At 69.1% G+C, this 26,341-nt stretch carries 28 protein-coding genes and 6 pseudogenes; 25 read left to right on the top strand and 9 right to left on the bottom strand.

From position 1 onward, the window contains the following. Positions 1-197 precede the first annotated feature (197 nt). The 3 genes and pseudogenes from IEW07_RS21245 to IEW07_RS21235 all read left to right on the top strand — a co-directional run. Complete coding sequence (locus IEW07_RS21245) at positions 198-641, top strand: IS110 family transposase (protein WP_229741979.1); 444 nt, start codon at positions 198-200, stop codon at positions 639-641. Beyond that, positions 580-1,434, top strand: a complete 855-nt coding sequence (locus tag IEW07_RS21240) for a transposase (RefSeq protein WP_229741978.1) — start codon at positions 580-582, stop codon at positions 1,432-1,434. Before IEW07_RS21245 ends, IEW07_RS21240 begins: the two co-directional genes overlap by 62 nt. Before the next feature lie 60 nt (positions 1,435-1,494). Continuing rightward, a pseudogene (locus tag IEW07_RS21235) lies at positions 1,495-2,195 on the top strand (transposase); the annotation flags it as partial. Positions 2,196-2,230: 35 nt separating this feature from the next. On the opposite strand, the gene IEW07_RS21230 reads toward IEW07_RS21235, so the two are convergent. Continuing rightward, positions 2,231-3,451, bottom strand: a complete 1,221-nt coding sequence (locus tag IEW07_RS21230) for an IS30 family transposase (RefSeq protein WP_371870248.1) — start codon at positions 3,449-3,451, stop codon at positions 2,231-2,233. A gap of 219 nt (positions 3,452-3,670) precedes the next feature. Then, positions 3,671-3,811, bottom strand: a pseudogene (locus IEW07_RS21780) (helix-turn-helix domain-containing protein); the annotation flags it as partial. A 56-nt stretch (positions 3,812-3,867) separates the two neighbouring features. On the opposite strand from IEW07_RS21780, the pseudogene IEW07_RS19010 reads away from it, so the two are divergent. The 4 genes and pseudogenes from IEW07_RS19010 to IEW07_RS18995 all read left to right on the top strand — a co-directional run. Then, positions 3,868-4,326: pseudogene (locus IEW07_RS19010) on the top strand (transposase); the annotation flags it as partial. Positions 4,327-4,463: 137 nt separating this feature from the next. Next, complete coding sequence (locus IEW07_RS19005) at positions 4,464-4,751, top strand: hypothetical protein (protein WP_188540115.1); 288 nt, start codon at positions 4,464-4,466, stop codon at positions 4,749-4,751. 502 nt (positions 4,752-5,253) lie between these two features. Next, entirely contained in the window at positions 5,254-5,736 is a 483-nt protein-coding gene (locus IEW07_RS19000; protein WP_188540113.1) for a DUF1772 domain-containing protein, read from the top strand. Between the two features lie 689 nt (positions 5,737-6,425). Then, positions 6,426-6,773, top strand: coding sequence for a hypothetical protein (locus tag IEW07_RS18995; RefSeq protein ID WP_188540111.1), 348 nt, complete (start codon positions 6,426-6,428; stop codon positions 6,771-6,773). A gap of 138 nt (positions 6,774-6,911) precedes the next feature. Here the strand turns inward: IEW07_RS18995 and IEW07_RS21690 are convergent, their stop codons facing one another. The 5 genes and pseudogenes from IEW07_RS21690 to IEW07_RS21210 form a co-directional block, all read right to left on the bottom strand. Beyond that, a complete protein-coding gene (locus tag IEW07_RS21690) occupies positions 6,912-7,316 on the bottom strand; it encodes an ABC transporter permease (RefSeq protein ID WP_308738248.1) in 405 nt (134 codons plus the stop codon). Positions 7,317-7,452: 136 nt separating this feature from the next. Then, positions 7,453-7,704 (bottom strand): annotated as a pseudogene (locus IEW07_RS21685) (ABC transporter permease); the annotation flags it as partial. Between the two features lie 35 nt (positions 7,705-7,739). After that, a complete protein-coding gene (locus tag IEW07_RS21680; protein ID WP_229741977.1) occupies positions 7,740-8,150 on the bottom strand; it encodes an ABC transporter permease family protein in 411 nt (136 codons plus the stop codon). Then, on the bottom strand, positions 8,150-8,545 hold the full coding sequence (locus tag IEW07_RS21215; protein WP_371870247.1) for an ATP-binding protein DrrA1-3 family domain-containing protein: 396 nt from the start codon (positions 8,543-8,545) through the stop codon (positions 8,150-8,152). The genes IEW07_RS21680 and IEW07_RS21215 overlap by 1 nt, the downstream gene beginning before the upstream one ends. Positions 8,546-8,578: 33 nt before the next feature. Continuing rightward, positions 8,579-9,069 (bottom strand): annotated as a pseudogene (locus IEW07_RS21210) (ATP-binding cassette domain-containing protein); the annotation flags it as partial. Between the two features lie 622 nt (positions 9,070-9,691). Here IEW07_RS21210 and IEW07_RS18980 point away from each other — a divergent pair. From IEW07_RS18980 to IEW07_RS18905, 17 genes and pseudogenes are all read left to right on the top strand, one after another. Then, positions 9,692-10,258: an alternate-type signal peptide domain-containing protein gene (locus IEW07_RS18980; RefSeq protein ID WP_188540109.1), complete on the top strand. Its 567-nt coding sequence runs from the start codon at positions 9,692-9,694 to the stop codon at positions 10,256-10,258. A 179-nt stretch (positions 10,259-10,437) separates the two neighbouring features. Continuing rightward, entirely contained in the window at positions 10,438-11,001 is a 564-nt protein-coding gene (locus tag IEW07_RS18975; protein WP_229741980.1) for a TasA family protein, read from the top strand. Continuing rightward, positions 10,998-11,900 carry a hypothetical protein gene (locus IEW07_RS18970; RefSeq protein WP_188540106.1) on the top strand — a complete coding sequence of 301 codons (903 nt, stop codon included), beginning with the start codon at positions 10,998-11,000 and terminating at the stop codon, positions 11,898-11,900. Before IEW07_RS18975 ends, IEW07_RS18970 begins: the two co-directional genes overlap by 4 nt. A 182-nt stretch (positions 11,901-12,082) precedes the next feature. After that, positions 12,083-12,595 carry a signal peptidase I gene (locus IEW07_RS18965; RefSeq protein ID WP_268235552.1) on the top strand — a complete coding sequence of 171 codons (513 nt, stop codon included), beginning with the start codon at positions 12,083-12,085 and terminating at the stop codon, positions 12,593-12,595. A 575-nt stretch (positions 12,596-13,170) separates the two neighbouring features. Continuing rightward, on the top strand, positions 13,171-13,449 hold the full coding sequence (locus IEW07_RS18960) for a hypothetical protein (RefSeq protein ID WP_188540104.1): 279 nt from the start codon (positions 13,171-13,173) through the stop codon (positions 13,447-13,449). Positions 13,450-13,694: 245 nt separating this feature from the next. Further along, positions 13,695-14,651, top strand: coding sequence for a helix-turn-helix transcriptional regulator (locus IEW07_RS18955; RefSeq protein ID WP_188540103.1), 957 nt, complete (start codon positions 13,695-13,697; stop codon positions 14,649-14,651). 342 nt (positions 14,652-14,993) lie between these two features. Then, the gene (locus tag IEW07_RS18950; protein WP_188540102.1) at positions 14,994-15,239 is read left to right on the top strand and encodes a hypothetical protein; all 246 of its coding nucleotides are present in this window, start codon (positions 14,994-14,996) and stop codon (positions 15,237-15,239) included. 134 nt (positions 15,240-15,373) lie between these two features. Continuing rightward, entirely contained in the window at positions 15,374-15,790 is a 417-nt protein-coding gene (locus IEW07_RS18945) for a CBS domain-containing protein (RefSeq protein WP_188540101.1), read from the top strand. Between the two features lie 566 nt (positions 15,791-16,356). Further along, positions 16,357-16,722, top strand: coding sequence for a hypothetical protein (locus tag IEW07_RS18940; RefSeq protein WP_188540100.1), 366 nt, complete (start codon positions 16,357-16,359; stop codon positions 16,720-16,722). A gap of 172 nt (positions 16,723-16,894) precedes the next feature. After that, on the top strand, positions 16,895-17,143 hold the full coding sequence (locus tag IEW07_RS18935; protein WP_188540098.1) for a hypothetical protein: 249 nt from the start codon (positions 16,895-16,897) through the stop codon (positions 17,141-17,143). A gap of 246 nt (positions 17,144-17,389) precedes the next feature. Then, entirely contained in the window at positions 17,390-19,174 is a 1,785-nt protein-coding gene (locus tag IEW07_RS18930) for a thiamine pyrophosphate-requiring protein (protein WP_188540097.1), read from the top strand. 338 nt (positions 19,175-19,512) lie between these two features. Next, the gene (locus IEW07_RS18925) at positions 19,513-19,821 is read left to right on the top strand and encodes a DUF4193 domain-containing protein (RefSeq protein ID WP_188540096.1); all 309 of its coding nucleotides are present in this window, start codon (positions 19,513-19,515) and stop codon (positions 19,819-19,821) included. Positions 19,822-20,056: 235 nt separating this feature from the next. After that, entirely contained in the window at positions 20,057-20,260 is a 204-nt protein-coding gene (locus IEW07_RS18920; RefSeq protein ID WP_188540095.1) for a hypothetical protein, read from the top strand. Positions 20,261-20,599: 339 nt separating this feature from the next. Next, the gene (locus IEW07_RS18915) at positions 20,600-21,904 is read left to right on the top strand and encodes a cation:proton antiporter (RefSeq protein WP_188540094.1); all 1,305 of its coding nucleotides are present in this window, start codon (positions 20,600-20,602) and stop codon (positions 21,902-21,904) included. Positions 21,905-22,515: 611 nt separating this feature from the next. Beyond that, positions 22,516-22,670, top strand: a pseudogene (locus IEW07_RS21205) (DUF4193 family protein); the annotation flags it as partial. A 366-nt stretch (positions 22,671-23,036) separates the two neighbouring features. Next, on the top strand, positions 23,037-23,171 hold the full coding sequence (locus IEW07_RS21535; protein ID WP_268235551.1) for a hypothetical protein: 135 nt from the start codon (positions 23,037-23,039) through the stop codon (positions 23,169-23,171). A 104-nt stretch (positions 23,172-23,275) separates the two neighbouring features. Continuing rightward, complete coding sequence (locus IEW07_RS18905; protein ID WP_188540092.1) at positions 23,276-24,493, top strand: arsenate-mycothiol transferase ArsC; 1,218 nt, start codon at positions 23,276-23,278, stop codon at positions 24,491-24,493. Between the two features lie 65 nt (positions 24,494-24,558). Here the strand turns inward: IEW07_RS18905 and IEW07_RS18900 are convergent, their stop codons facing one another. Then, the gene (locus IEW07_RS18900; RefSeq protein ID WP_188540090.1) at positions 24,559-24,759 is read right to left on the bottom strand and encodes a hypothetical protein; all 201 of its coding nucleotides are present in this window, start codon (positions 24,757-24,759) and stop codon (positions 24,559-24,561) included. 436 nt (positions 24,760-25,195) lie between these two features. Between IEW07_RS18900 and IEW07_RS18895 the strand changes: the two genes are divergently transcribed. Further along, a complete protein-coding gene (locus IEW07_RS18895) occupies positions 25,196-25,876 on the top strand; it encodes a response regulator (protein WP_188540088.1) in 681 nt (226 codons plus the stop codon). Between the two features lie 40 nt (positions 25,877-25,916). Here the strand turns inward: IEW07_RS18895 and IEW07_RS18890 are convergent, their stop codons facing one another. Further along, positions 25,917-26,135, bottom strand: a complete 219-nt coding sequence (locus tag IEW07_RS18890) for a hypothetical protein (RefSeq protein ID WP_188540086.1) — start codon at positions 26,133-26,135, stop codon at positions 25,917-25,919. Between the last annotated feature and the right edge of the window lie 206 nt (positions 26,136-26,341).

The raw sequence follows: 26,341 nt of genomic DNA, 5'->3' as shown, positions 1-26,341 counted from the left end.
CCCTCAGCGCCTGACCATCCCAAGAATCACGCGTTGACCGCGTTACACCCCGCAAATGGACTTGACCGAAGACGCTGTCCGATGCATGTCGGCCAGTGGCGAGCATGACTTCATATGAGCCTGGTGAGCCCCGTCAACGTCTTGTCTGCCCGGCCCATGGCCGACGTGCCCACTGGTGAAGAAGGCACGGTGCCATCATGACGACATCCATCACCGCAGTCATCGACTCCCCGCCTGAACTCGACGTCGTCGCCGGCGTCGACACGCACGCTGACACCCATTACGTCGCGGTCCTGAGCGCCACTGGCACCCGGCTGGGAGATCTACAGGTCCCTGCGAGAACGGAAGGCTATGAGCAGCTCCTTGCCTTTATCCGCTCCTTCGGCAGCACGCGGCTGGTCGGTGTCGAGGGCACCAGCTCCTACGGCGCCGGTCTGGCCCGGTACCTCATGAGCCAAGGGGTCGAGATCCGCGAGGTCGTCCGGCCCCGACGGGCCCAGCGCCGGCACGGGAAGTCCGATCCGATCGACGCCTACGCCGCTGCTGCGCAGGCTCTGGCCGAACCGCAAGGCCCTGCCGATGGCCAAGACCGGGGAGGGGGTCATCGAGCAGATCCGTGTGCTGCTGGGCGTGCGGCGTAGCGCGATCAAGGCTCGTGTCGCGGTGATCCGCCAGATCAAGTCCATGCTGATCACCGCGCCCGAGGCGATCAGGAGCCGCTGGGAGGGGCTGAACGAGCGCTGCCTGGTCGAGTCGTTGGCCCTGACCCGTCCGGGGCCGGCCACCGGATCGGTGATCACGGCGACCGGTCACGCCCTACGGCGACTGGCACGCCGGCACCAGTACCTCACCGTCGAGATCACCGAGCTCGAAGACGAACTGAGAATCCTCGTCGGCCGTGCAGCGCCGGCGATGATCGCGAGAAAGGGATATGGGGTGATCACCACCGCGACTCTGCTGGTCACCGCCGGGGCCAACCCTGAGCGGCTGCGATCGGAAGCCTCCTTCGCCGCGCTGTGCGGAGCGTCACCGATCCCGGCGTCGTCGGGGAAAACGAACCGGTACCGCCTCAACCGCGGCGGGGACCGGCAAGCGAACTGGGCTCTGCACCAGATCGCCCTGGTGCGCCTGTCCAACGACGAACGCACGAGGGGCTACGCGGCCCGACTGCGTGCCAACGGGAAATCGAAGAAGGACGTCCTGCGGTGCCTCAAACGTGCGATCGCTCGGGAAGCATTCCACCTCATCGTCCACCCCGAACCCCTGCCTGCGACCGAGGATCTTCGAGACCTCCGGCACCAGCGAGGAGCCACCCTGGCCCAGGCCGCGATGAGCATCGGAGCAGAACCAACCCGGCTGAGCGAACTTGAACGCGGCAAACGCCCCAACGCGGAACTGGCCACCGCCTACCGGGCCTGGCTCACCGCCGCTTGACACGCATAGGAGCATCACCTGATCTGGCTTGCCCGCAGGGCGGCCTGGAAGGATGTTGCTGTGTCTGCTCCCTATCCCCAAGAGTTCCGTGACGACGTCGTGCGTGTGGCCCGGGCCCGCGAAGACGGTGTGACACTGGCCCAGATCGCCAAGGACTTCGGCATCCACGAGATGACCCTGTCGAAGTGGATGCGCCAGGCTGATATCGAGGACGGTGAGAAGCCCGGGACCACCCGAGCCGAGTCGGCCGAGAACCGGGAGCTGAAGAAGCGGATCCGTCTGCTCGAGCAGGAGAACGAGGTCCTGCGCCGGGCGGCGGCCTACCTCTCCCAGGCGAACCTGCCGGGAAAAGGTACTACCCGCTCGTGAGCGAGCTCGCCGACGACGGGATCGCCGTCGCGGTGACGTGCCGGGTGCTGAAGCTCTCCCGCCAGCCCTACTACCGATGGCTGACCGATCCTGTCACCGACGCCGAGTGGGAGGAGGCCCACCGGGCCAACGCCTTGTTCGACGCCCACTGCGACGATTCGGAGTTCGGCTACCGGTTTCTCGCCGGTGAAGCCGAGTCCGCCGGCCAGCCGATGTGCGAGAGGACGGCGTGGCGGATCTGCCGGGACAACCGCTGGTGGTCGGTGTTCGGCAAGAAGCGCGGCAAGAATGGCAGACCCGGTCCGCCGGTCCACGACGACCTCGTCGAGCGAAACTTCACCGCCGACGGACCGAACCAGTTGTGGCTGGCCGACATCACCGAGCACAGGACCGCTTGGATTCCAGCGGTCGTCGCAACACATGCCGTTCAGCCAGGTTCCAGTAGAGCACGGAGTCGTTCAGTCGGAGTGGCCCATCCGAGGGATTTCCGAGGGCGGCTGTTGAGTTCCCGGGCGACGTCGTGGAGATCTTCGACGGTGTGCGCCGACAGGTTGGTGCTTTTCGGGAAGTACTGCCTGAGCAGACCGTTCATGTTCTCGTTCGATCCGCGCTGCCAGGGACTGGCGGCGTCGCAGAAGAACACGTCGATGCCGGTGGCGCGGCGGAGGCTGGCGTGGTGGGACATCTCCGCCCCTTGGTCCCAGGTCAGGGAACGGCGCAGCCCGGGTGGCCACTGGTTGACCGTGGCGATGAGCCCGTCCCGGACGGTCTCGGCGGTGTGGTCGTGGGCCAGGTGCACGAGCGTGACGTAGCGGCTGGCGCGCTCCACCAGGGTGCCGATCGCGGATCCGCTCAGTGTGCCGAGGATGAGATCGCCCTCCCAGTGCCCGGCCACGGTGCGGTCCTCGGCTTCGGCGGGGCGGTCGGTGATCGGGACCATCAGTTCCACGAACCGGCTTCTGCGCCGGGCCGGGTCGCGCCGTGGCCTGCGGGCGGCACGCCGGCAGCGCAGCACCGGCGCCGCCGCACGCGTCAGCCCGGTGCGATCGGGGGCGTAGATCGCTTGGTAGATCGTCTCCGTGCAGACTCGCATCCGGGGATCGGCCGGGAAGTCGATGACCATCCGGTGACTGATCTGCTCCGGCGACCACTTCTGGTCCAGTCCCGTGGCAACGTAGCCGCGCAGCACCGCCAGGACCTGCAGCTTTCCTTGTCGTGGCCGCGGCCGGCGGGAGACGGCCAGACGGTGCGCGGCGTAGGGCAGGTACCCGGCGGCGGTGGCGGTGTTGCGGGTCAACTCCCGCCCGATCGTCGACGGCGCCCGATTCAGAACCCGGGCGATGGCCCGGACCGAGTCCCCGCGCACGTGCAGGTCGTGGATCTGCTCCCGCTCTTCGAGGCTGAGATACCGGTCACTGATCGGGCGCTCGAGCCGTTGCAGGTCATCCGGGACTCCTCGCGTGTACGCGGTGCGCGGTGTCTTCACGTTTGCCAGTATTCCGGCCTGCCCGTACCGCACTACCCGACCGTCGGGATAGACCCGGCCGCCGTAGAACTGCCGGATGCCCTTGTCCCAGTCCTGTGCCCGGCGCTTGTCGACGCCCACGCGGGCAGCGGCCTGGGCGCGGCTGAGGCCTTCGGCGCGCAGGCCCAGGAATTCCTCACGCTGGGCGGTGACGTCCTTGCCGGTGAAGATCCCGGTTTGGTGGGCCCACTTGTAGCAGGTCACGCGCACGAAGCCGAGCTCCCGGGCCACTGCCGAGACGTTCGGATTCAGCGCCAGCCGGCGGAAGAACTCCGCCTTGTCCTGGGCCGTGTACGTCCGAGGAACCCCGCGGGCGGTGGAGGTCCCCGACTCGTGGCGCCACCGGTAACAAGTGTCCGGGCTCAGCCCCAGTTCGGCCGCGACCGCCCGGATCGTGCCACCTCGGTCCAAACGCCGGAAGAACTCTGCCCTCTCGGCCGCCTTGTACTGCCGACTTCGCTTCCGTGGTGACGAAGCACCCATCGTCGTCACTCCCTATCAGTCAGGGCGTTGCGACGACCGCTGGAATCCAAGCCGCGCAGGGAAAGCTGTACATGTGCGCGGTCAAGGACGTCTTCTCGGGGCGGATCGTCGGGTACTCCATCGACTCGCCGATGTTGTCCCGGCTGGCCGTCCAGGCGCTGCACAACGCCGTCGCACGCCGCGGTGACGTGGCCGGTTGCATCGTTCACTCGGACCGAGGGTCCCAATTTCGTTCACGGAAGTTCGTGCACGCCTTGAACCGGCACGGCCTGGTCGGCTCGATGGGCAAGGTGGGCGCGGCCGGGGACAACGCCGCGATGGAGAGCTTCTTCGCCCTGCTGCAGAACAACGTCCTCGACCGGCGGTCCTGGGCGACCCGGGAAGAGCTGCGGATCGCGATCGTCACCTGGACCGAGCGGACCTATCACCGGCGCCGCCGGCAAGTACGCCTGGGGCGGTTGACCCCTATCGAGTACGAGACCATGATGAAGCCCGCCGTGACCCTCGCGGCATGAAACCCTGACTGTCACCTCTCGGTGCATCAGTCCCTTGCCCGCACGTCACAACGTGACCTTCTCAGCCCAATCGGTTCCGCAGGTCACGGATCAGACCTAGCTTGGAGCCCACCATCTACAGGACCACAGGAGCAATCATGACCACGTGGGCGAAAGCGCTGAAGACCACCACCCTGGCCGCCGTCCTTGCCACCGGGGTCAGTCTCCTCGGTGCCGCCCCGGCCACAGCAACCCCGCCGGACAACGCCAGCTGCACCGGCCGCTCCGTGTCCAACGGGGCACAGAACTCACCCGGACCCTTCGGGCAAGGCGTCAAACAGTTCGCCGGCACCTACGGCCAGCAGTGGGGCCACTACATCGCCTACGAAGCCGGAACCGACGAGGATCCCTGCCCCACACCCTTCGAGTACTTCTCCGGTGACTGAGGGACGCTCCTGCCGTGGCTGAATGCTCCGCTCGTGCATCCATGAATGGGCGTGGCAGGAACGGGCAGAGCTTGGATATAAACAGCATCTACCGGATACGGCACTGGTCCGGGGCCCCATCATGGCAAGTCCCGGGTGGGTGCGGGTCCGCCGGTGGATGTCGGCACAGCACCTCTCATCGCACCGTCGGAGGGCAATAAGGCTTGCAGATCCAGCGTCGAGGACGGGACGCTGCCCCAGGCGCAACGGTCCAGGGTGAGCACCGACAGAACCACGAACACCAGGACCCCGGCGTAGACCAGCCCGGGCCGTTCCAGCCCCGCCTCGCTGGAGGCGACGGATCCGAAGGTGAAGGTGTCCTGACTGGCATGGAAATCACCCAGAACTACAGGCATCCGCCGGTGCGGTTGAACAGCCAGATGTACAAGAACGCGATCACCACCGTGGAGGGCAACCCGGTAGGGCCCAGTCTCTCTCTTCCTTGAACCGTGGAGGAACTGTCGTGATCGCCGAGATCGGCCTGGGCGCCAGTGTCGTGGCCGCGGGCCTGTGGTCGGGCCTGCTGCTGACCGTCACCACGATCCTGCACCCCCTGTTCGGGCGCCAGGACGCCGCCGGCTTCGCTACCGAGATGCACCGGTTCCTGCCGATCGCCCGCCGCTCCCCGACCAACTACATCCTCGTGGCCACCCTGCTGCTCGCCCCGCCCGTGGCACTGGTCGGGCTGGGGATCCAGCAGGCCTTCGGTGCGGCATTCGTGCTCACCGCCACCGGTCTGGTCGCCACCGTCGCCGGCCCTCTGCTGATCTCCCGCCGCCTGGCCGAGCCGAACTACGCGCTCATCCTCGGCTGGAACCCGCAGCACCCACCCGACGACTGGCAGGTGGCCCGGGACCGCTGGTACCGGCACAACTGGATGCGCGCGGCACTGACCTGGGTGGCGTTCGCCCTGTTCCTGGCGGCGTCCTACGCCCACCTCGGATAAGACCCGCCGAGGCGCGGCGCAGCAAGCGGTCAGCAGTCCCGGCGTGACCACCGGGGCAGCCCAAGGGGTCATGACATGTCGCCCAGGGCAGCTTCAGCTTGAGGGCAACCTTGCCACCTGCACGGATAATGACGTCCCTTTGACGGGCCGCGGCGCTCAGCCATGGATTCACGCGGGCATCCTTATCTTCGCGCCGGTAGGGCGGGCATGGGAATCTGTTTTCTACAGGAACACCTCTCTCACAGTTATCCACGCGCGCCCTTTGCGTCACAAACCTTTCTAAGGCGTCACAATTATTTTCGCTAATACTCCGTCCGCGCCGTTCGCTCCTGCACCCCAGGTGGGCCCCGCTATGGAAAGGAGGCACTTGCTTTACTCATGTTCTCGGCCGTCATGGTTCAGGTGCCAAGGAATTGAACGGCCAGCGATCAAATCGTTGTTTCTGTGAATCGGGGGCTCGTCGATCCTCCGGGGATGCCCCGCGCGGGGCCGGTTGGACCGAGACGAAGCTGTGACTGTTTCCCCTAGTCAGAGCCTTGAAGTGTACCCAGATTGTTTTCTAAGGTGGTGTCGCCTGGATGACAGGTGAGGCCCGTCACGGGAGCCTCATAATATGTTTCGGCATGCTGGCCAACTCACCCCCATGCCTTTCTAAACGACATCGTGCATGCCCTTTTGTAGGAGACATCATGCAGGAAATGCGTAAAACCCTCGCCAGCGCGTTCATCGCAACGGCCTTGCTCGGCGGAACCCTCACCGCACCGGCCGTCGCGGACGTTGGCGTGAGCAGTGGCTACACTGCCGTCACCCCCAGCGTTCAGGACAACGCCCCCGAGGACAAGGACAAGAAGTGCCATCACCACGAGGGTAAGAAGCACAAGCACGACGGCTATTGGCACAAGCACCACGACAAGGGCAAGAGGCACTGGCACGACGGCTATTGGCACAAGCACAAGGACTACAGGCACTGCCACGAAAAGGGCGATCACAAACACGATCACGAGAAAAAGCACGACCACAAGCACGACCGGCACTGACCATTCCAGTCCGCACCCCGAAGGCCCCGGACTGATGAGGACAAGGAGGCCTTAGAACGGGTTCAGGCCCCGGCGCATCGTGCACCGGGGCCTGAACCGTTCTACACCCACCCCTCTTCCAGAGGCAGGCTGGTGGGGTTACTTGCCCACGGTCACCGGGCGGCGACGTCCCAGCACGGCCCGGGGGTCAAGCTTGGCCGAGTAGGCGATGGAGCCGTAGCGGAACAGGTGCACCGCCACCCGCAGCACCACGACCCCGAGGACGAACAGCTCAGCGATCACGATCCCGGCTTCCCACGGCTCGAGGGTGCCCAGGCCGTTGCGCAGCATCGCAGTGACCGGGGCGGTGAGCGGGAAGAACGTGAAGACCGCCACGATCAGCGCGCCGGGGTCGGAGACGATCAGGCTGATCGCGTAGAAGGGGACGAACATGGAGAAGATCAGCGGCCCGAAGACCACCCCGGCGTCCTTGGCCGTGGGCATGATCGCCCCGATCGCCACCAGCACCCCGGTGAACAGCACGAACCCCCCGACCAGCAGCAAGAACCCCGACGACCATGGTGGACGGGTCCAGACGGAGCCGGCTCAGGTCCAGCTCGGGGATGTTCAGGCGGTCCCGGAAGAAGACGTAGCCGATCACCACCGGGGCCAACAGCACCAAGATCTGCACCGCCCCGACCGCGAAGACCGCCGCGACCTTGCCGATGATCAGGGTGGTGGGGTTGACGGTGGTGAGGATCATCTCGGTGACCCGGTTCTCCTTCTCCTCCAGGGTGGAGTTGAGCATCTGGTTCGACAGCAGCACGATCACCAGGAAGAACACCACCAGCAGCCCCAGCGGGGCGACCGCGTCGGTGAACCCGCCGGTGAGGACCCCTCCCCGGTAGATCGTGGATTCCACCTGAAGCTCCCCGGCGGCGGCCGCAGCCAGACCGGGGTCGGCGATCTGCTGCTGAGCCGCGGTGGTCAGCAGCGCCTGGGCGACCGCGTCGTAGGCGCCGTTGTCGAACAGCCCCGGTCCGCCCCGGCCACCTCGATGGGCTTGACGGCGGGATCGCCGGGGTAGGCGAGGTAGGCGTCCAGGTCCCCGGCCTTCACCTGTCCGATCGCCGTCTCGGGGTCGGTGGCAGGGTGCCCGCCGTAGGCGGTGGCCAGCTCCTGAGGAATCATGCCGGTGGCGTCCGTGTAGGCGAAGGCGATCTCGGCCTCGGCCTGAGCGTCGGCGCTGTCGCTGATGGAGGTGTTGGAGGTCAACGACAGGGCGAAGATGATCGCAATCACCACCGGGATCGCCAGGGTCGCGATCCAGAACCCGCGCTTGCGCAGCGTGCGGGTGAACTCGAAGCCCATCACGGTGGCCAGGTTGTGCCGTACCATCAGGCCCCCACCCCCGCCATCTCAGTGCCGGTCTGGTCGTGGAGGCTGTCGGTGCCGTATACCCGCAGGAAGATCTCCTCCAGCGAGGTCCGCTGCGTGGTGAAACCGGTGACGGGGACCCCGGCGCCCACCAGCTCGGCCAGCACTGTTGCCTCGCCGGCCTCGGGGGCCGGGGCCAGCTCGGCCACCCGGCGCCCGGACCCGATCTCGACATCGGAGACGACCGTGTAGTGGGCCGAGGCGGGGATGACCCCGGTGTGGATGACGGCGTAGGTGGTCCCGCCGAACCGCTCCTGCACCTGCTCCACCGTCCCGTAGGCGTGGCTGCGCCCGTCCTTGAGCAGGATCACCCGGTCACAGAGCCGTTCGACCTCTTCCATCTGGTGGGTGACCATCACCACCGTCGCCCCCGCTTTCCGCTGGTCGTCGATGATGTCCATCAGCAGCCGCCGGTTGACCGGGTCGAAACCCTTGGTCGGCTCATCCAGGATCAGCAACTCCGGGGTGTTCATGATGGTGACACCGAGCTGCACCTTCTGCTGCTGACCCCCCGAGAGCTTGTCCAGGCGGGTGGCGGCTTTGTCAGCCAGGCCGACCCGCTCCAGGTACTCCAGCGACCAGGACCGGGCGGCGTGCTTGTCCAGGCCCTTGAGGCGGCCGAAGTAGGTCATCGTCTCGAGCACCGGCTCCTTCTGGTACAGCCCCCGCTCCTCCGGCAGGTACCCCAGCCGTCCCCGTCGGCGGGTTCGAAGACCTTGCCCCCGATGTGCAGGGTCCCGGCGGTGGGCTGGTAGATCCCCAGCAAGGCGCGGAGGGTCGTGGTCTTCCCCGACCCGTTGGAGCCGAGGAACCCGAAGGTCTCCCCCGCGACCACGTCGAAGGACAGGTCCTCGATCACCGTGGTGTCCCCGAAGACCATCCGGAAGTCCTGGATGTGGACCAGCGGTTCGCTCATGTCGTTCTCTTTCGCATACCCGTCAGCCTACGGAGACGCTCGTCACCACAGCCCCGCGGTTCTCTCCGGATCGTCGAGGGGTTGCTGATACCGAATGCTGACATCCATGGCATCACTGCCTTCCACGACCCCCGGTGGACACCCATAGACGGCATGAAGCAACCCTCTGCAGTGGGCCGGAAGAACAGAGGCGGCTCGACCTTGCCCCTCCCTAGGGGGACAAAGCTGCCCCTAGGACGGATGCGCTACGGAGGTGCCTTCAGCAGGGGAGGTCTCCGTCAGGCGATGGCGGTCACTTTCCAGGCCTGATTGTCAGGGCGCGGGGAAATGGAAAGACACATTCCCCCGCCACTAGTCCCTATGCATTTCGCCCATTGGCAATGGTGAATAGCGGTGGGTACTTTGGTTTCCAGGCAACCACGAGGTAATCACCGTGAATTGCCTTCGGCCCCTCCGGACACCTGGACCCCCCTCCCAGCACGGACGGCCACCATTCGATCCCCCTTTTTGTCCCTCACCGCGTCATGGGCTCCCTGCCGTGTACTGCGGATAAAACTAATGGCTTTCTTTAGAAGGAATCATCATTGTGAACAAGCTTACTAAGGGCTCTCTCGCGACCGGCGCCGGCCTCGTCCTCCTCCTCGGCGGCACCGGCACCTTCATGTCCTGGAACGACTCCGGCACCGCCGACGGCGGTCAGGTCACCGCCGGTCACCTGACCGTCGACGAGACCGCCGCGGGCACCTGGACCTCGAACCTGGGGCCGGTCACCGACATCGCCACCCACGAGATCGTGCCGGGTGAGACCCTCACCTACACCGCGGAACTGGGTGTGGACGCCGTGGGTGAGAACCTGCAGGTCACTGCCGGCCTCACCGGCGACAGCGTCGTGGCCGTCAACACGGAAGACCCCGCCGACGTGGCTCTGGCCGCTGCTGTCGTGGACACCGCCGCACTGACCGTCGACAGCCCCCTCTTCACCGAGACCGGCGTGGGCACCGGCGTCTACGACCTCACCGCCGACGGCACGGGCACCGTGACCGTCGCCGCGACGATCGCCTTCCCCGACACCGCCGCCAACGACACCCAGGACGGCCAGGTCGACCTCACCGCCATGACCGTCACCCTGAACCAGGCCCTGAACCCGGCCTGATCCACCGAGTAGCCTTCAGGGCTTCTCCACCCAGTGGCGGCGCGACCTCGTTCTGCGGGCGCGCCGCCAGCGGGTGCCCGGGCAGGTGACCCGGCACCCACCGGACACCCCGGCCAGCTCACCCGGTGACTGACTGTCACCGCCCTTTCCGCACCGATCACGCAGGAGACTCCTTGGGCATGATTCCCCGGCTCTCGCACGCTCCCGCGCGCCTGCTGCAGGCGGCCGCCGCGCTGGGTACGGCCGTGCTGCTGGCCGTGGCCGCGGCCGGGGGCACGTACGCGCTGTGGAGCAGCAGCGGAACGGTGCCTGGGGCTGTGATCACCTCCGGGTCGGCGTCCCTGGCCGTCACGGCCCCTGCAACCCTGGACCGTGCGGAGCTCTACCCCGGGGAAGCGGCGGCCGGACAGTTCGACGTGCAGAACACCGGGAGCGTGCCACTGGAACTGCGGATGGACGCCCTGACCTGGTCCTCCACCGGCGCCACCGGTGCCCAGGCGGCGGTGGCCGGGGCACTGACCATCAGCGTCTGGCCGGCCTCCGGCCAGGGCTGCGCGGCCACACCGCCCACCCAGGCGTGGACCGGTATTGTCGGTGGCACTCCTAAGACCCTGGGCGTCGTGCTGGCCCAGGAGGCGGTGCAGACCCTGTGCCTGTCCGCCCAACTGGCCCCCGAGGCCCCCAGCGCCGCCCAGGGCGGAGCGGTCGATCTCCAGCTCACCGTGGGAGGAACCCAGCAGTGACCCCCACACGCCCCACCCCCGACCGGGCCCGGCTGAGCGCCGTCGTGGGAGCCTCCGTCTTCCTGGTGCTGGCCGGAACCGCCGGCGCCACCGCGCTGTGGACCGCTGCGACGACCACCACCACCCCGGCGGCCGCCGGGGCCCTCAGCACCGAGCTCACCGGGACCGCGGGACTCTCGGCTGCGGCCATCGACTCCGAGGACTACGGTGCGCCCACGCGGCTCACCGTTGACAACACCAGTGCTGCCGGCCTGGACTACACCCTGAGCCTCGAGACGACGACCGGGGCCCTGGACCCGACCTATGTCGAACTGGTGCTGTGGACCTCGACGGATGGCACTTGCCCCGCCGAGGTGCCCTCCACGGGCACCTCGGCAGGGACCCTCGCCGAGCCGCCGGCACTGCCCGGCGGGACCAGCAGCGCCGAGGCTGGGGCCACCACCGTGGTGTGCGCTGCGACCCGGATCCTCCCGGACCGGCTCTTCGGCACCGCTGGCCAGTCCCTCACCCTTGTCCCCAGCGTGGTCGGCTCCCTGACGGGCACCACGTGGACCACCCGCGGCGCAGGCGCCGCCGTCACCCAGACCATCGCCCCCGCCCCGGCCGCCGTGACGAACCTTATGTGCACCGACCGCGACCTGCTGGATTCCCCGGACACCGGCGGTGACGGCATCAGCCTCACCTGGGAGGACGTCGACGGCGCTGACGGATACCAGGTGCGCTCCGACACCGGTCAGGTGCTGACCGAGACCACCGGAACCTCAGCGGTCCTGGCCGCCGGCGAGAACCCGGGATCCTCCGTCCAGATCGTGGCTCTCGGCCCCACCGGGTACGCCGAGGCCACTTCCTCCCCCGTCCACCGGGATCCGCAGACCGGCCTGCACTGCGACACCCCGTGAGACCCACCCCACAGACCTCAACCCCTTCGCCCGCCCCGGCGACGTACGAATTCGGAGCAAAACCGTGAACCGCCACCCCGCCCCCCCCAGAGAGTGAGCTCCCCGACCGGGCCCCCGCACCGGTCGAGCGCACCGTCTGGCAGTACCTCTGGACCGGCCTCAGCGCCGGGATCCTCGCGCTGGTGCTGGGACTGGGGGTACTGGTCATCGGGCTGCCGGCCGCTGTGGGTGGGATGCCCCTGACCGTACTCTCCGGCTCGATGGAACCGGCCTACTCCCCCGGGGATCTGGTGGTGGTGAAACCGACCCCGGCCGAAGAAATCCGCGTGGGCCAGGTGATGACCTACCAGCTGCGCTCCGGAGACCCCACCCGGGTGACCCACCGGGTCGTCTCCCGCTCGGTCGGCTCCGACGGGGAGACCGTGTTCGTCACCAAGGGAGACAACAACGACACCGCCGACGATACTCCGGTGCGGGCCGTCCAGGTCGTGGGCACCGTCTGGTACACCATCCCCTGGCTGGGTTGGGTCAACCAGGTGATCACCGGCCCCACCCGCCAGTGGCTGGTCCCTGCCGTCGCCGGGGCCCTGTTCGCCTACGCCGCCTGGAACCTCGGGACCGGCCTGCGCCAGCGCAGCCGCACGAGACGGCAGGCACACGCACGCGCAACAGCACCCCCGAGCACCGCCCCCTGACCGGCCGACGACCACGGCCACGACCCCACCGCGGGCCCTCTCGTTGCCACCGGTCGTCGCCGGGCCCACCCGGACCCCCAGCAGAGCCTCCCTGCGCGCCCACCCCCGCGAAGCCGCCCACCCCATGCCCCGGCTCGACCCGATGCCACCGGCTCGGCGGGAGGGCAGGCACTGCTGCGACCCCCGGCACCCACCACCGCGGTGACGCCCCGCACTACCGCTGGGAGGGAGATCCGAACCAGCCATGCCACCGGACTGCGCTCTTTTCCTCAGACCGCCGCGGCCAAGCCCTCGCTTTTCTGCTCTCTGCGCGAAGAGCAGAGCCGGCAGAGAATTTCGGAAACAGCACCAATAGGGGTACCGCCCATATTCTTTGACAGCGCGCTGATTGAATGTTTAGCCTGAATCAACGCTTTCCCTCGGACATTGAATTGAGACCCGTGGAATATAATTCGCGAATCGTCCGCCCGAGAGCCTACGTGGCCTGGCCTGTCGGAGCGGAGCAAGGGGTGCGACGGGCCTTGAAATGGTGTTTCCGCCAGCCCAGGACCGTGTCGTGGGAGGCCATCGGAATTATGGTTCCTCACCTGGACCTGGTGGAGGGCACCCCCTGGTTGCGCCGGCTGCGGGTGCGCGGAAGCCGGGTCATCACCCCCACCGGAACCCCGGGGCCACCGATCCCGGACGACTTCACGGGTCCGCTGATCACCCTCCACCCCGATCCCGCCACGCTGGAAGCGGCCGAGCAGGTGCGCAAGGCCCGAGGCATCGTCGCGGTCTCGGGCAACGACGACTGGCTCCGCCCCTGGGTGGCCACCCATCAGCCCGAACGCCTGGGAGGCGTGCCTCTGTAACCATCGCCCCCTCCCCCGCACCTACGCTCTCCTCACCTCGGCGCCACACTCCCCGCGCTCGGCTTCGGACCCACCGGAACCACCCGCGGACAAGTCCCGTCGGCGTCGCCAGCGGCCGGGCCCTGGGCCGGGCAGGTGTTGCTGGCTAGCCTGGAGACCATGAACGTCACCGTCAGGAGCCGACGTCGCCGAGGGCAGAACTCCGGGGCCGCGGGTCGGTTCATTCATGGTTCAGGTGGCGGGTCGTGAGCCGGCCGGCGCCGATCCGATCACACTTCTCTGCCAGCGATCCGGCGGTGGGCAACGAGGCGCTGCAACAGGTCTACGCCCGGGCCCGCATGGGCCGAGTGGCCGACCCGGGCACGTTCCGCTACAGCCAGGACGTCCACGGGGACACGGACCTGAGCTTAGGCCGGATGCACTTCCACGGCACCGTCGCCGGGCACCTGGTCCAACAGCAGGCCTACTCCGTGATCGCCCCCACCGCCGGCTCCCTGCGCTGGGAGATCGACGACCGCCCCGGCACGGGCCCGCACCCGTTCCTGCTCCAGCCCGGACAGCACTACTACGGGGAATCCCAGGGACTGAGCGTCGACTCGGCCAACCTCGGCGCCGACGCCCTGGAGGAGATCGCCCGCACCGTCTACGGCGACGAGCGGCTCACGCTCGGCTTCGGTGCACCGCACCCGGTCTCGGCACAGCTGGCCGACTACTGGCAGGCCACCTATACCTACGTCCGCCACACCCTGACCGACCCGGCCACCGCCGGGATCGCCTTGCTGCGGGCGGAGCTGCTGCGCCGGCTGGCGGTGGCCACCCTGGAGGCCTTCCCCCTGGCCGGGGACCCCCACGCCCGCCGGGAGACGGTGGCGGCCCGGCAGGCGGCCTACACGGCGGCGGTGGAATTCCTCCACGCCGCGGTGTCGCTGCCGATCACCCTCGAGGATGTCGCCCGCCACGCGGGGGTGTCCACGGTGGAGCTCGTCCGGGCCTTCCGCACCCACGCCGGCCTCACCCCGGGGGCCTATCTGCGCGGGGTGCGCCTGGCCGCCGCCCACCAGGACCTGGTCGCCGCGGACCCCACCGCTGGGGACACGGTCGGGTCGATCGCCGCCCGCTGGGGCTTTCCCCACCCCGGGGACTTCGCCCGCCGCCACCGGGCCGCCTACGGCGTCCACCCCTCCCACACCCTGCGCCACTAGACCGGCCTGGGGTCAGAAGGTTCTGCTTGAGCCCCGGCCGCAGAGGATCGGCACCACCGTGCGCCGACCCTTCGAGCCCCTCGTGCGCCGGCCCGCCGAACCCCTCGTGCGCTGACCCTTGTGGTGGCGCCTCACACGGTCCGCTGAAGCTCTTTCGTGGCACGGTGCGCGTCATGGAGGGCCGAGCTATGGCCCGGGCACTTGGGGCTGGCTAGCGTGGTCCCCGTCACGTTGACGGGTGGTGAGCACCGAGGGTGCCCTCGGGCACCGGTGCGCGGCCCGTTCGTGATCGACCGTCCCGTTCCGGTGCCACCGTGGTGGTGCCTCCGTAAGGAGAGCGTCATGCCTGCAGGTCAGGGAAAGAACATCCGCCGGGTCACCAACGTCGATGTGATCCGCAGCAAGCCCGGTGAGGGCCAGGAAGGCTCCTACACCTTCGAGCTCACCCTGGACGAGGGAGTGGAGGAGTACCTGCTCACCGTCCCGGCCGGTGAGGCCTCCACCGTGGCCCGGCTGATCCAGCACGCCAAGTCCATGCAGCTGGACAAGAACACCGAGGACCTGATCTTCGAACACTACGGCGACTGACCCGAAGACCGCCCTCGGTACACAGCAGGACGGCGACCAGAAGTAGATCGGATCCCCGTGCTGCGGCCACCGGGATGATCAGCACCCGACCCCCAGCCACCCAGTCCCAGGTACCTATTCCAGGAGGAACGACCATGACCACTGCACGCGAGATCATGACACCGGGCGCCGAGTGCGTCGGGGAGAACCAGACGCTCGAGGAAGCTGCCCGGAAGATGAAGGACCTCGACGTCGGGGCCCTGCCGATCTGTGGGGAGGACAACCGGCTCAAGGGCGTGGTCACCGACCGCGACATCGTCGTCAAGTGCCTGGCAAGCGGTGGGGACCCCCGCACCGTGAAGGCCGGGGAGCTGGGCGAGGGCAAGCCGGTGACCATCGGCGCCGACGACTCCGTGGAGGAAGCCATCGCCACCATGAAGGAGCACAAGGTCCGGCGGCTGCCGGTCATCGACGGCCACGACCTGGTGGGCATGGTCAGCCAGGCCGACATCGCCCGCTCCTACCCCGAGGACCGGGTCGGGGAGCTGGTGGAGTTCATCTCCTACGACTGAGCGCTCACGAAGAGCGGGGCGAGACAGGGGGGGACCCGGCACGGACGCCGGATCTACCCCCCTGTCTTGCCCATCTGTGGGAACGTCGCTTCGTCGGCACGGGGTCACCCCGAACGCACCTCACTCGGTGGACTCCGGGCCCGGGCAAGATGCCCCCAGGCCCAGCGGGACGCTCCACTGGAACCGCGAGATCGTGCGGTGGTCATGCTCTCCGGGCGGGGCACGGCAGGAGCGGGTTGCCCCCGGGGGCTGATCGCACCTGCCCCACGTGGCAGCCGACCTCCCGCGCGCCCTCCGAGAACTCGTTGTCGGCGTGCTGCCTCCGACCCGTCACCGGGTTCTGCCTGCCCTTTCCTCGCCGGCGCTGGGCACTGCCCGTGCACGAGGGGTCGAGAGCGGTTGTTCGTGCGATGGGCCCGGAGACGGTGGTGTAACTGCCCGTCGGTGGGCGAAATGTGGGGCAGTTGGAGGACACGTTCTTGTGGGCCGCGCCCCGGCTTCCTACCGTGGACGAAGGCCCGAGACAGGGCCTGAGGTTCCCAGCATGCGATGAAGGATGCTCACCCATGAACCACAAGCTCTCCGTGCTCGTCCAGATCGATCTCCACGCCCAATACGTGCACCTGGTCATCACCGGATGCGTGACCGAAGCCAACCAGCACGCCCTGCACCCGGTGATCGCCCGGGCCCGGACGCTGATCCCACCGGTGACGGTCACCGTGGACCTCACCGGCGCTGCCCACGTGGAGGCGGCCGCGGTGGAGCTGCTGCACGCAGCGATCGATCAGGACCACACGTTCTCGGGGGCCGGACCGGTGGAGGTTCTCGTCCCGGCCCAGCTGCCCGGCCACCGGCCCGTTCCCCACCACGGGAACGCCCTGGCGGGCAGGACACGGGCGCGTGCGGCGTTGCCGGGCTTGAGGGCGGCATGAGCACGACCGGATCCACCTGCCCAGCATCCCCGCCACCACTGGTGCAGCCCTGTTGAAGAACGGGTAAGCACACCGCCGCCGTCTCAGTGGTGCTGTGGACAGATCGGTCCGCGAATATCGCTTCGGCGAGGAGCCTCGGGGCCGGTCTCGTGAGTAAAGGAGAGTGAGTGCCATGTCGCCAACCGATCACCACGGTGGTTCCCCACCGGAGGACCGACCACCCACCGAGCAGCCGATCCAGGACGGTCCCGCCGCGTCCGAGGACTCCGCACTGGACCCCATGCTCGATGAGTACACCGAGGTGAGCAGGCTCGCCCGCCCGGCCGGCAGCTCGGTGGAGTCCTCCCCGCAGACGGTCGAGGACAACTCGGCGGAGATCGCCCGGGGTGAGCCTTCGGACGAGGGGCACCATACCGGGTAGGGGCTCGCACCTGCTCCTGTTCGCGACCCGGTGCTTGGCCACCGAATCCGTGACGCGCTCTCCCGGGATCTCCAGTTCCATCTGGGCCAGGGGCGCCATGACAGTGCAGACCCTGGAGCCCATCGGGTTGCGGCGTCCACGTCCCCCACCAAGGCGCAACGACCGCCCGTGCGGAACCGGCTCCTGCGGTGGTGCGGCGGAATAGGACCCAGAAGACGAGCAGGACCCAGAGCAAGGGAGATCAAGATGGGCAATGTCGCCGACGGGATCGTTGACCGGCTCCGGGCGTGGGGCGTGCATCGGGTGTTCGGTTATGCCGGGGACGGGGTGGACCCTCTACTGGGCGCGCTGGCCCGTGCCGAGCAGGACGTGGAGTTCGTCACCGCCCGGCACGAGGAGGCCGCGGCGTTCATGGCGGTTGGGCACGCCAAGTACACCGGGGAAGTGGGGGTGTGCCTGGCCACCCAGGGCCCCGGGGCGGTGCACCTGCTCGCCGGGCTCTACGACGCCAAGCTCGACAGCCAACCGGTGGTGGCGATCGTCGGGCAGGTGGTCACCACCGCCCAGGGCAGCGGCTACCAGCAGGAGGTGGAACTGCCCACCTTGTTCAAGGACGTCTGCGCCCAGTATGTCCAGACTGTCTCGACCGCAGAGCAGCTGGCGGCCGTGATCGACAATGCGTTCCGCACCGCGATCGCCACCGCCGGCCCCACCTGTGTGATCGTGGCCCACGACGTGCAGCAGGCCCAGGTCCCGGAAAAGGAGCACGCCCACGGGATCGTTCCCAGCGCCCCGGTCACCGCCGTCCCCCGGGTCATCCCCGGTGAGGAAGATCTGGACCGGGCCGCGCAGCTGCTCAACAGCGGTGAGCGCGTGGCGCTGCTGGTCGGGCAGGGCGCCTACGGGGCGGCCGCCGAGGTGCGGAAGGTCGCCGAGCGGCTGGGCGCCGGGGTGACCACCTCGTTGCTCGGAAAGCCGGTGCTCGATGAGTCCCTGCCCTATGCGTGCGGGGTGATGGGACACCTGGGCACCACCGCGTCCGCCGATCTGATGGCCGGCTGCGACACGCTGCTGATCGTGGGCAGCAACGATCCCTGGACCGAGTTCTACCCCGCCCCCGGGCAGTCCCGGGCGGTGCAGATCGACATCCGTGCCCGCAACCTCGGGGCGAAGTACCCCGTGGAGGTGGCCCTGGCCGGGGACGCCGCCGAGACCCTGCGGGCCCTGCTGCCCAGGCTGCAGTGCCCGGACACACCGTGGCGCGGGGAGGTGGAGGACATGGTCGCCACCTGGCGGGCCGTGGCGGAGGCGCGGTGCGCCGCACCGGGCACCCCGCTGAACCCGCAGGCCGTCGTGGCAGCCCTGTCCACGCACCTGCCCGCGGACGCCCAGCTCGCCGTGGACGTCGGCTCGGTCGTCTACTGGTACGCCCGCTTCCTGCGCCTGCCCCCCGGGGCACCGGCGCACCTGTCCTCCACCCTGGCGTGCATGGGCGCGGGACTGCCCTACGGGCTGGCCGCCAAGCTGGCCCGCCCGGACCGGCCCGTGGTGGTGCTGGCCGGGGACGGGGCCATGCAGATGAGCGGCAACGCCGAGCTGATCACCCTGGCCTCCCGGTGGCGGGACTGGGCCGACCCGCGCTTCGTGGTCCTGGTCCTGTCCAACGGGGACCTCGCGGAGGTCTCCTGGGAGCAGCGGGAGATGGAGGGCGACGCACGCTTCCCCGCCTCCCAGGACGTCCCGGCGTTCCCCTGGACCGCCTACGCTCACCTGCTCGGCCTGGGCGGGCTGCGCATCGACCGGCCGCAGGACATCGACGATGCCTGGGCCACCGCCCTGACCACGGACCGCCCGACGGTGATCGAAGCGATCGTGGATCCGGACACCCCGCTGCTGCCCCCGCGCGCCCCAGCAGCCACCGTCGAGCAGATGCTGCACGCCCTCACCCTGGAGAAGAACGAGACCGCCGCACACCAGCTGCGCCGGCACCAGGAACAGGAACGCGACCAGAACAGCGATTCCTCACCCTAGTGCCGCGGGGCTGAAATTCCTCAACAGTTGAGGAGTTCCCCTGGTATCCCATCTCTGTCCTGCGAATGGTTCGGGGCATCCGCACCCGGCCGACGCCCCGACAGCGCAGGGCCCCCGTCACCGGTCACGATGCAGGGGGTCCTGCTCCGAGCCAGGGAAGCAGTCAGTAACCGGGGCCCTCGCCGTCTACGGCGCCGCCGCCGGCAAGTCCACCGTCAGCGTGACGATGCGCCCCTCGGTCAGGGCGGGCGCTCTGCTCCACCGGAATAGGCGGTGGAACTACAGGGTTCTGGAGGGGGCTTTCCCCTCACGACTTTCGAAGGAGCACGCGCTCCGTCATGGCCACCACTGATTACGACGCTCCGCGCACCCAGCCCGAGGACGAGCCGGCCAACGAGTCCCTGGTGGCGGTCCGGGCCCGCACCAGCACCACCACCCGGGCGCCGGAGATCGACCTGGAGGACGCCGACACCGCCGAGGGCATCGACCTGCCCGGGGCCGACCTCTCCCACGAGGAGCTCACCGTGACGGTGATCCCGGAGCAGCTCGACGAGTTCACCTGCGCCTCCTGCTTCCTGGTCCGCCACCGCTCCCAGCTCGCCCGCCAGAAGGGCGGCACCGGCTACTGCACCGACTGCGAAGGCTGAGCACCACAGGTCTCCGGAGGCAGAACGGTTCAGGCCCCGGCGCACCGTGCGCCGGGGCCTGAATTGTTCTTGCACCCACCCACCTCCAGGGCGGTCCGCTGCGCGCAGGGAGCTACCACACACGGGGGAGCGCGATCAGCACCGGCGTGCGGTCGTACAGCACACAGCCGACCTGGGCAATGGTGGGCGGAAAAGTCCTTGCCGGCACGTACCTGGGCGGAATAGGAACATCTCCATGGACACACCCCAAGAGCTCGCCGAGGCCGAGACATACCTTATCCAGGTCCTGGAGCGCTCCAACCCGCCCCGAGACCCGGGCGGGTACAACGTCACCGCCGCCGCGAGGGAGTGCCACGCCATCGCTGGTGACTGTGACCTTCAACGCCTCGGGGTGGACGCCGTCGAAGAGGTGCTCGCCCGCCACCCTGCCGCCGACTGAACCACCACCCCGGCACCGAGGACACCCGCCCGTCAGTCGCCTGCGACCAACCCAGTGACCGGTACGTCTGGCGCGGGGAAGGCGTTGGCGGTGGCCGATGGTGGAGTGACCGGAGCACCGGCGTGTTCACGCGGTTGCCGCACTTTCCGGAGGACTCGCCCAAAATGCCCATGTCGGGCGCGGATCCGTGGTGTTTGCCGGGTGGGATTGCCTGCACCGGGAGGGTGTCCCTGCGGGGTGGGCGTGGGCGAGGATGAGGTCGTGGTCCCCGGTCAGCACGGTCGCGGCCGCAGGGTTCGCCCAGGTGCAGTGCCCAGTCGCTGCGGAAACGAGGTCGAGGTGTTCGAAGCGCCGAGTCTGATCTTTGCCGCGGCGGGTCTGGCGGTGTTCGCTGCCGCGCTGCTGCCGCGGCTGCTGATGCGCGCCCCGGTGTCGATGCCGATGGTGTTCCTGGGGACGGGCGTGGTGATCTTCTCCCTGGCCGAGGGCCTGCCGGATCCGGATCCGGTGGCCTACAGCGACATCACCGTCCACCTCAGCGAGGTTTGTGTGATCATCTCCTTGATGGGTGCGGGCCTGGCCCTGGACCGCCCGGTGGGACTCAAGCGGTGGGGCACGACCTGGCGGCTGCTGGGCATCGCCATGCCGTTGTGCCTGCTCGGGGTGACCCTGCTGGGGTGGTCGGTGCTGGGCCTGAGCCTGGCCTCCGCGGTGCTCGTGGCCGCGGCCATGGCCCCCACCGATCCTGTCCTGGCCTCCGAGGTCCAGGTCGCCGAACCCTCCGAGGCCCAGGAGGACCTCGAGGGTGAGGACGAGGTCCGTTTCGGGCTCACCTCCGAGGCCGGGCTCAACGACGGGCTGGCCTTCCCCTTCGTCTACCTCGCCATCGCCCTCAGCGTCGTGGGGACCGCCCCGGCGGCGTGGTTGCCGCACTTCCTGGCGGTGGACGTGGCCTGGCGGATCGGCATCGGCTGTCTCCTCGGATTCGGGGTGGGCAAGCTGCTGTGGCGGATCTTCTTCCGCTCCCCGATCGACAGTGTGCGCATGGCCGCCCACTCCGAGGGCTTCGTGGCCCTGGCGGCGACCTTCCTCACCTACGGGCTCACCGAAATGGTGGAGGGCTACGGCTTCATCGCCGTGTTCGTGTGCGCGGTGACCATCCGGGCCGGTGAGCGGACCCACGGCTACCACGGCGTGCTGCACAACTACATCGAACAGCTCGAGCGCCTGCTCACCGTGGTGGTGCTCGTGCTCCTGGGCGGTGCCGTGGCCCGGGGACTGCTCACCGGCCTCACCTGGTCCGAGATCCTCGTCGCCGCAATCTTCCTGCTGCTCATCCGCCCCGCGGCCGGGTGGATCAGCCTGGCCCGGGGACGCACGGGCCCGTGGGAACGCGGTGTCATCGCCTTCTTCGGGGTGCGCGGTATCGGCTCGATCTACTACCTCGGCTACGCCCTGTCCAAGGGCGAGTTCGCCGCCGAGGACCAGCAGCTGTGGCGGATCGTGGGGCTGGTGATCCTCGCCTCGATCGTCCTCCACGGCGTCAGCGCCGGACCCGTCATCACGATCATCGACCGCGCCCGGCAGCGCAAAGCACTGCGCGAGACGGGCACCGAGGAAGCCGCCCCCAACACCCCCATCTGAGACGCCCTCCCACCCCCGGCCACCTCCAGCCCGGGTCACCGACGCCAAGGGTCCTATCTCACGTCATCCCCGGGCTGGCGGTCTGCAAGAACCTGATCCCACGCCTGGGCTTCGGCCGTGCACCGAGGTGGACCTCACGGGGCGGGGACCCGCCCCTGAGGGGCCGTCGAGGACCTCGAACTCATCGCCGGGACTGAACTCCAGTCGCTGGCCCTCGACTACGACCACATACCCATCGGCGATGTCCCGGGCCCCGGTGCCGCCATCTGCCCCAACGGTGTAGGTCACGGACTGGACGTGCTCCACGGTGCCCTCCTCCTCGGTTCCGCCGCCGCGCCGGAGGCGGACCCGCCGGCCGATGTAGTGCTCGATCTCGGAAATGTCCATGCGCTCACTGTCGCACCCCACGGCACGTCCGTCGACCGCCCCGTCACGGCTCGATGGTCCCGGCCAAAACGGTGTGCCGGCCCCGGCGTCGTGAGGGCGAGCTGCACCATCGCGGACGGGGGAGGCCCTGGCAGGCCCTTGAAGTGGCCTCCACATCGTGGCCTGGACCAGGTTGCCGCCGCGGAGACCGTCGGGCACAGCAGCCTTCCCTGCGATCGTGCTGGCCCGGGGCGGATCTGTCGCACAAGGAGCTCTCCGTGGTGGTCGTGCCGGAGCGGGAGGACGAGTTCACCTGTGGGACCTGCTTCCTGGTCCGCCACCGCTCCAGCTCGCCCGCCAGACCCAAGGTGTGACGTACTGCACCGACTGCGAGGGCTGACCCCTCCAGGCCTCCGGCGGCAGGAACGGTGCAGGCGGGCCGGTGGGGCTCCTTGCCGGACACCATCGGGTGCCGGTGTTCCAGCACGGAGAGCTCGGAGATCATGGTCCGCGCCACCCTCGGATTCAAGCGCACCTGACTCGGCTCCACCGCGGGGATCGCAGCCCTGTCCTGGAAGAACAGGTGCCCGACGGCCGCTGGGGACGAGGAACACCAGGAACTGGACTATCCCCACGGCGGGGGCCGCGGCGAGCCTGCCCATCGTGTCGCCGTCTGTCCACCGGCTGGTGGGCCGGATTTCACCTGCCCCGGCCACACTGGGGGTGTCGTCGAGGATTCGACGGCACGGGGGAAGGGGGATCCGCTATGACCGAGAAGCACGTGCCTTTCGAGGACCTGGGCCGGCTGAGGGCCGGGGACCGGCTGGAGGCCCACCGGGACGGGGTGGTGCGCCACCGCGGGATCGTCGAGGAGACCGTCCCGGCCCTGGGGGTGGTGTAGATCAGGGAGCGGGGCAGCGGGGCCCGGAAGATGCTCAGCACCGACGACTTCGAACTGCGCTGTGACCGTCATGCGCGCCCCGTCGCCGGCCGCCAGGGGCTCTCATGAGAGAGCCGACCACCGATCTGAGCACCCCGGCGCTGCTGCTGCGGGCCGGGCAGCACCTCACCGACCGCTTCGCCGGGGTGTTCTTCCCCGAACTGGTCGACCGCTGCCTGACCCAGGCTTATGCGAGGCTGGCCCAGACCGCGCGGATCCAGACCTATCTGGCGCCGATGGCCGTCCACGACGCCGGAACGCGGTTGGCAGCCCTGGCCCGGGCCAAGGGTGCGGCCTCGGCACCGGTGCGCCAGGTGCTGTTCGTCGACGCCCACGACACCGGCCCCGCCCAGATCGCCGCCGGGCTGCTGGCCCACTACGCAGGGACCGCGGTGGTGACCCGCTCGGCCGGGATCAACCCGGGGACCGCGGTGGACCCGCACGCGGTGGAGGTGCTGGCCCAGCACGGGACCGAGCCGGCCGGGCTGGCCCCGAAACCGGTGACCGAGGAGGTGCTGCGCGCCGCGGACTGGGTCATCACCCTGGGCGATCCGGCACTCGGCACGATCCCGCTAGGGACCGCCATTCAGCACTGGCCGGTCGAAGGCCTTCAGGGCGGGGGCGGGGGGCCGTGGTGGACGACCTGGACACCCGGGTCCAGGACCTGTGGGTGGAAATCACCACCTCCACCACATCCACTTCGCCGGGCGGAGCACCGGGGTCCTGAGATGGCTACGGCCTTCAAGACCGGGCTCCGCCTGTTCGTGCTCACCACCCCGACCGCGGTGGCGGTGCTGGCGGTGGCCACCGACACCGAGGCGGTCCTGCTGCTGTTCGCGGTCCCCGGGGCCGTGGTGGGCGTGGTGCTGTACCAGGACCACCGGCGCACCACCGGCGGGCCCACCACACCCGGCGCTGCCCTGGGGCCACCCGGGAGAGACAGCACCCGACCGATGATCGTCTCCGGCCCGGAGGAACCTGCGATGGACGACACCACAGTGAACTGGGTCCAGGCCCGTCTGCTGCGCCAGGCACTGGAGGGCACCCGGCTCACGCCGCACCGGTTGTGGATGCACTACCTCGGCCACGGCGGGGCCGTGGGGGAAGTGGAGCTCCAGGCGTACCTGCACGAGCTCCTGCACCTGCCCGCCGTTGAACGCGACCGGTTGATGCACACCGCCACCGCGCTGCTGGATCCCCGCTGCCACCCGTTCCTGCCCTGCACGGGAGAGCTGCTGGGCTCCGAGAAAACCCAGTGCCACCGCGCAGATCACCAGGACTGACTCAGCGCACACCCGGCCCGGCCCCGGCCCCGGAGGATCCGGGGCTCAGGGGATGCAGCGGGGGGTCAGAGCAGCCCGGCGGCCACCAGCAGCCCCAGCCCGGCGGCGACCAGGACGGCCGGCCCGGTGTAGGGCACCGTGCGGACCGTGACCTGCCCGGTGCGCCCGTAGCGCTGACGGCGCCGGCGGTCGGTGGCCATCGGCCAGGCGATGGCCGCCATCAGGAGCAGGCTGCTGAGCAGGGTCAGCTGCAGGTCGTAAGTCACTCAGAAAATCTTAGATTCGACGCTCCTGCCCCCGGCGCCCGAACGAGCACCTCAGCGGTGCCGGGAGGGGTGTTCTTGCCCACCCCGGGCACCGGTAGGCCACCAGCGGATCCGCAGGACGTAGCGGCCCGACCGACGGGTCCGAGGCGGAGGAGGGGGGCGGGGCAAGAGAATGCCCCAGCCGGAAGAGGGGGGTCGGCCAGGGCATTCCGTGCGGATGCCCTGGGGGGTGGATCCGCACCGGTGCGTCGGCAGGTCGGGGCCCTGCTGACCTGCGAAGCGTAGACAGGGACGGTGTCCGCCCGGCCAACCCGGGGTGAACACCCGGCACCACCCCACCACCGTGAAGCGCGTCTGTGCTGGGAGCAGGAGAGCAATCTCACCGCGACATTCACACCTGCAACCGCCTAGCGTGGCGGTGGGAGGTCAGAAGGGCATGGAGCGGATTCTGCTGGTCGAGGACGAGGCGTCCATCAGCGACCCGCTGGCCTTCCTGCTGGGCCGGGAGGGCTTCGAGGTCCAGGTCGCGGGCACCGGCGGCGAGGCACTCGATGCCTTCGAGCAGGCGGGGGCGGATCTGGTGCTACTGGACTGGCAGCTGCCCGGGATGTCCGGGATCCAGCTGTGCGCCCGGTTGCGGGCCCGTTCCGAGGTGGCGATCATCATGGTCACCGCCCGGGACACCGAGACCGACGTCGTGGGAGGCCTGGCCGCCAGGGCCGATGACTACGTGACCAAGCCGTTCTCCTCCGGGGAGCTCATCGCGCGGATCCGCGCGGTGCTGCGCCGACACCCTCCGATCGCCCAGGAGGCGGTCACCGTTGTGGGTGCCGGGCGTGTGCGGATGGACCTCCAGCAACACCGGGTCACCGTCGCCGGTGCCCCGGTGGCCCTGTCCGGGAAGGGTTTCGAGCTGCTCGAGGTGTTCCTGACCTATCCCGGGCAGGTGCTGACCCGCGGCCGGTTGATCGACGAGGTCTGGGGTGCCGACTCCGCAGTGGCCGATCGGGCCCTGGGCGCCCAGATCATCCGGGTGCGCCGGCTCATCGAGCCCGACCCGGGCTCCCCGCGGCACTTGATGACCGTGCGCGGGCTGGGCTACCGCTACGACCCCTGAGAAGTGCAACCAGCGCGACCGGTGCACCGGGGACGGGTCCTCATACCATGGCGGAGACGACCAGCAGTCCCAGCCCCACCGCGATCAGCACGACCGGGCCCAGCACAGGGGAATCGGACCGGGGCAACGGGTGGCGTGGGTCCAGCCGCAGCCGGCGGGCCCGGCGACGACGGGAGGTCCAAGAGTGCAGCGACGGCCAGCCGATCCCGCCCAGCAGGACCACCGTGCCGAGCATGACGAGCTGGGCTTCACGATCCACGCACCCCATCGTAGGTGCCCTCCTGGTTGGTCTCCCGGTGCCGTGTGGTATCCCTGTGCCTCAGCCGGGAGGCATGGGATGAGAGGACTGTGCCGGTGCTGGGACGAAACGAGGAGCACCGACCACCCCGGGGGGGGGTGCCTCTATGGTTTCCGTCAAGCGGCCAGGGCCGCTGGTGACGGGGTCTGAAGCTCGGTGGGGTCCTG

The sequence above is a fragment of the Kocuria dechangensis genome (genome assembly GCF_014636775.1).
Taxonomy (GTDB): domain Bacteria; phylum Actinomycetota; class Actinomycetes; order Actinomycetales; family Micrococcaceae; genus Kocuria; species Kocuria dechangensis.
Note: the sequence above shows the minus strand (reverse complement) of the source record. Positions and strands in the feature narration are given on the sequence as shown.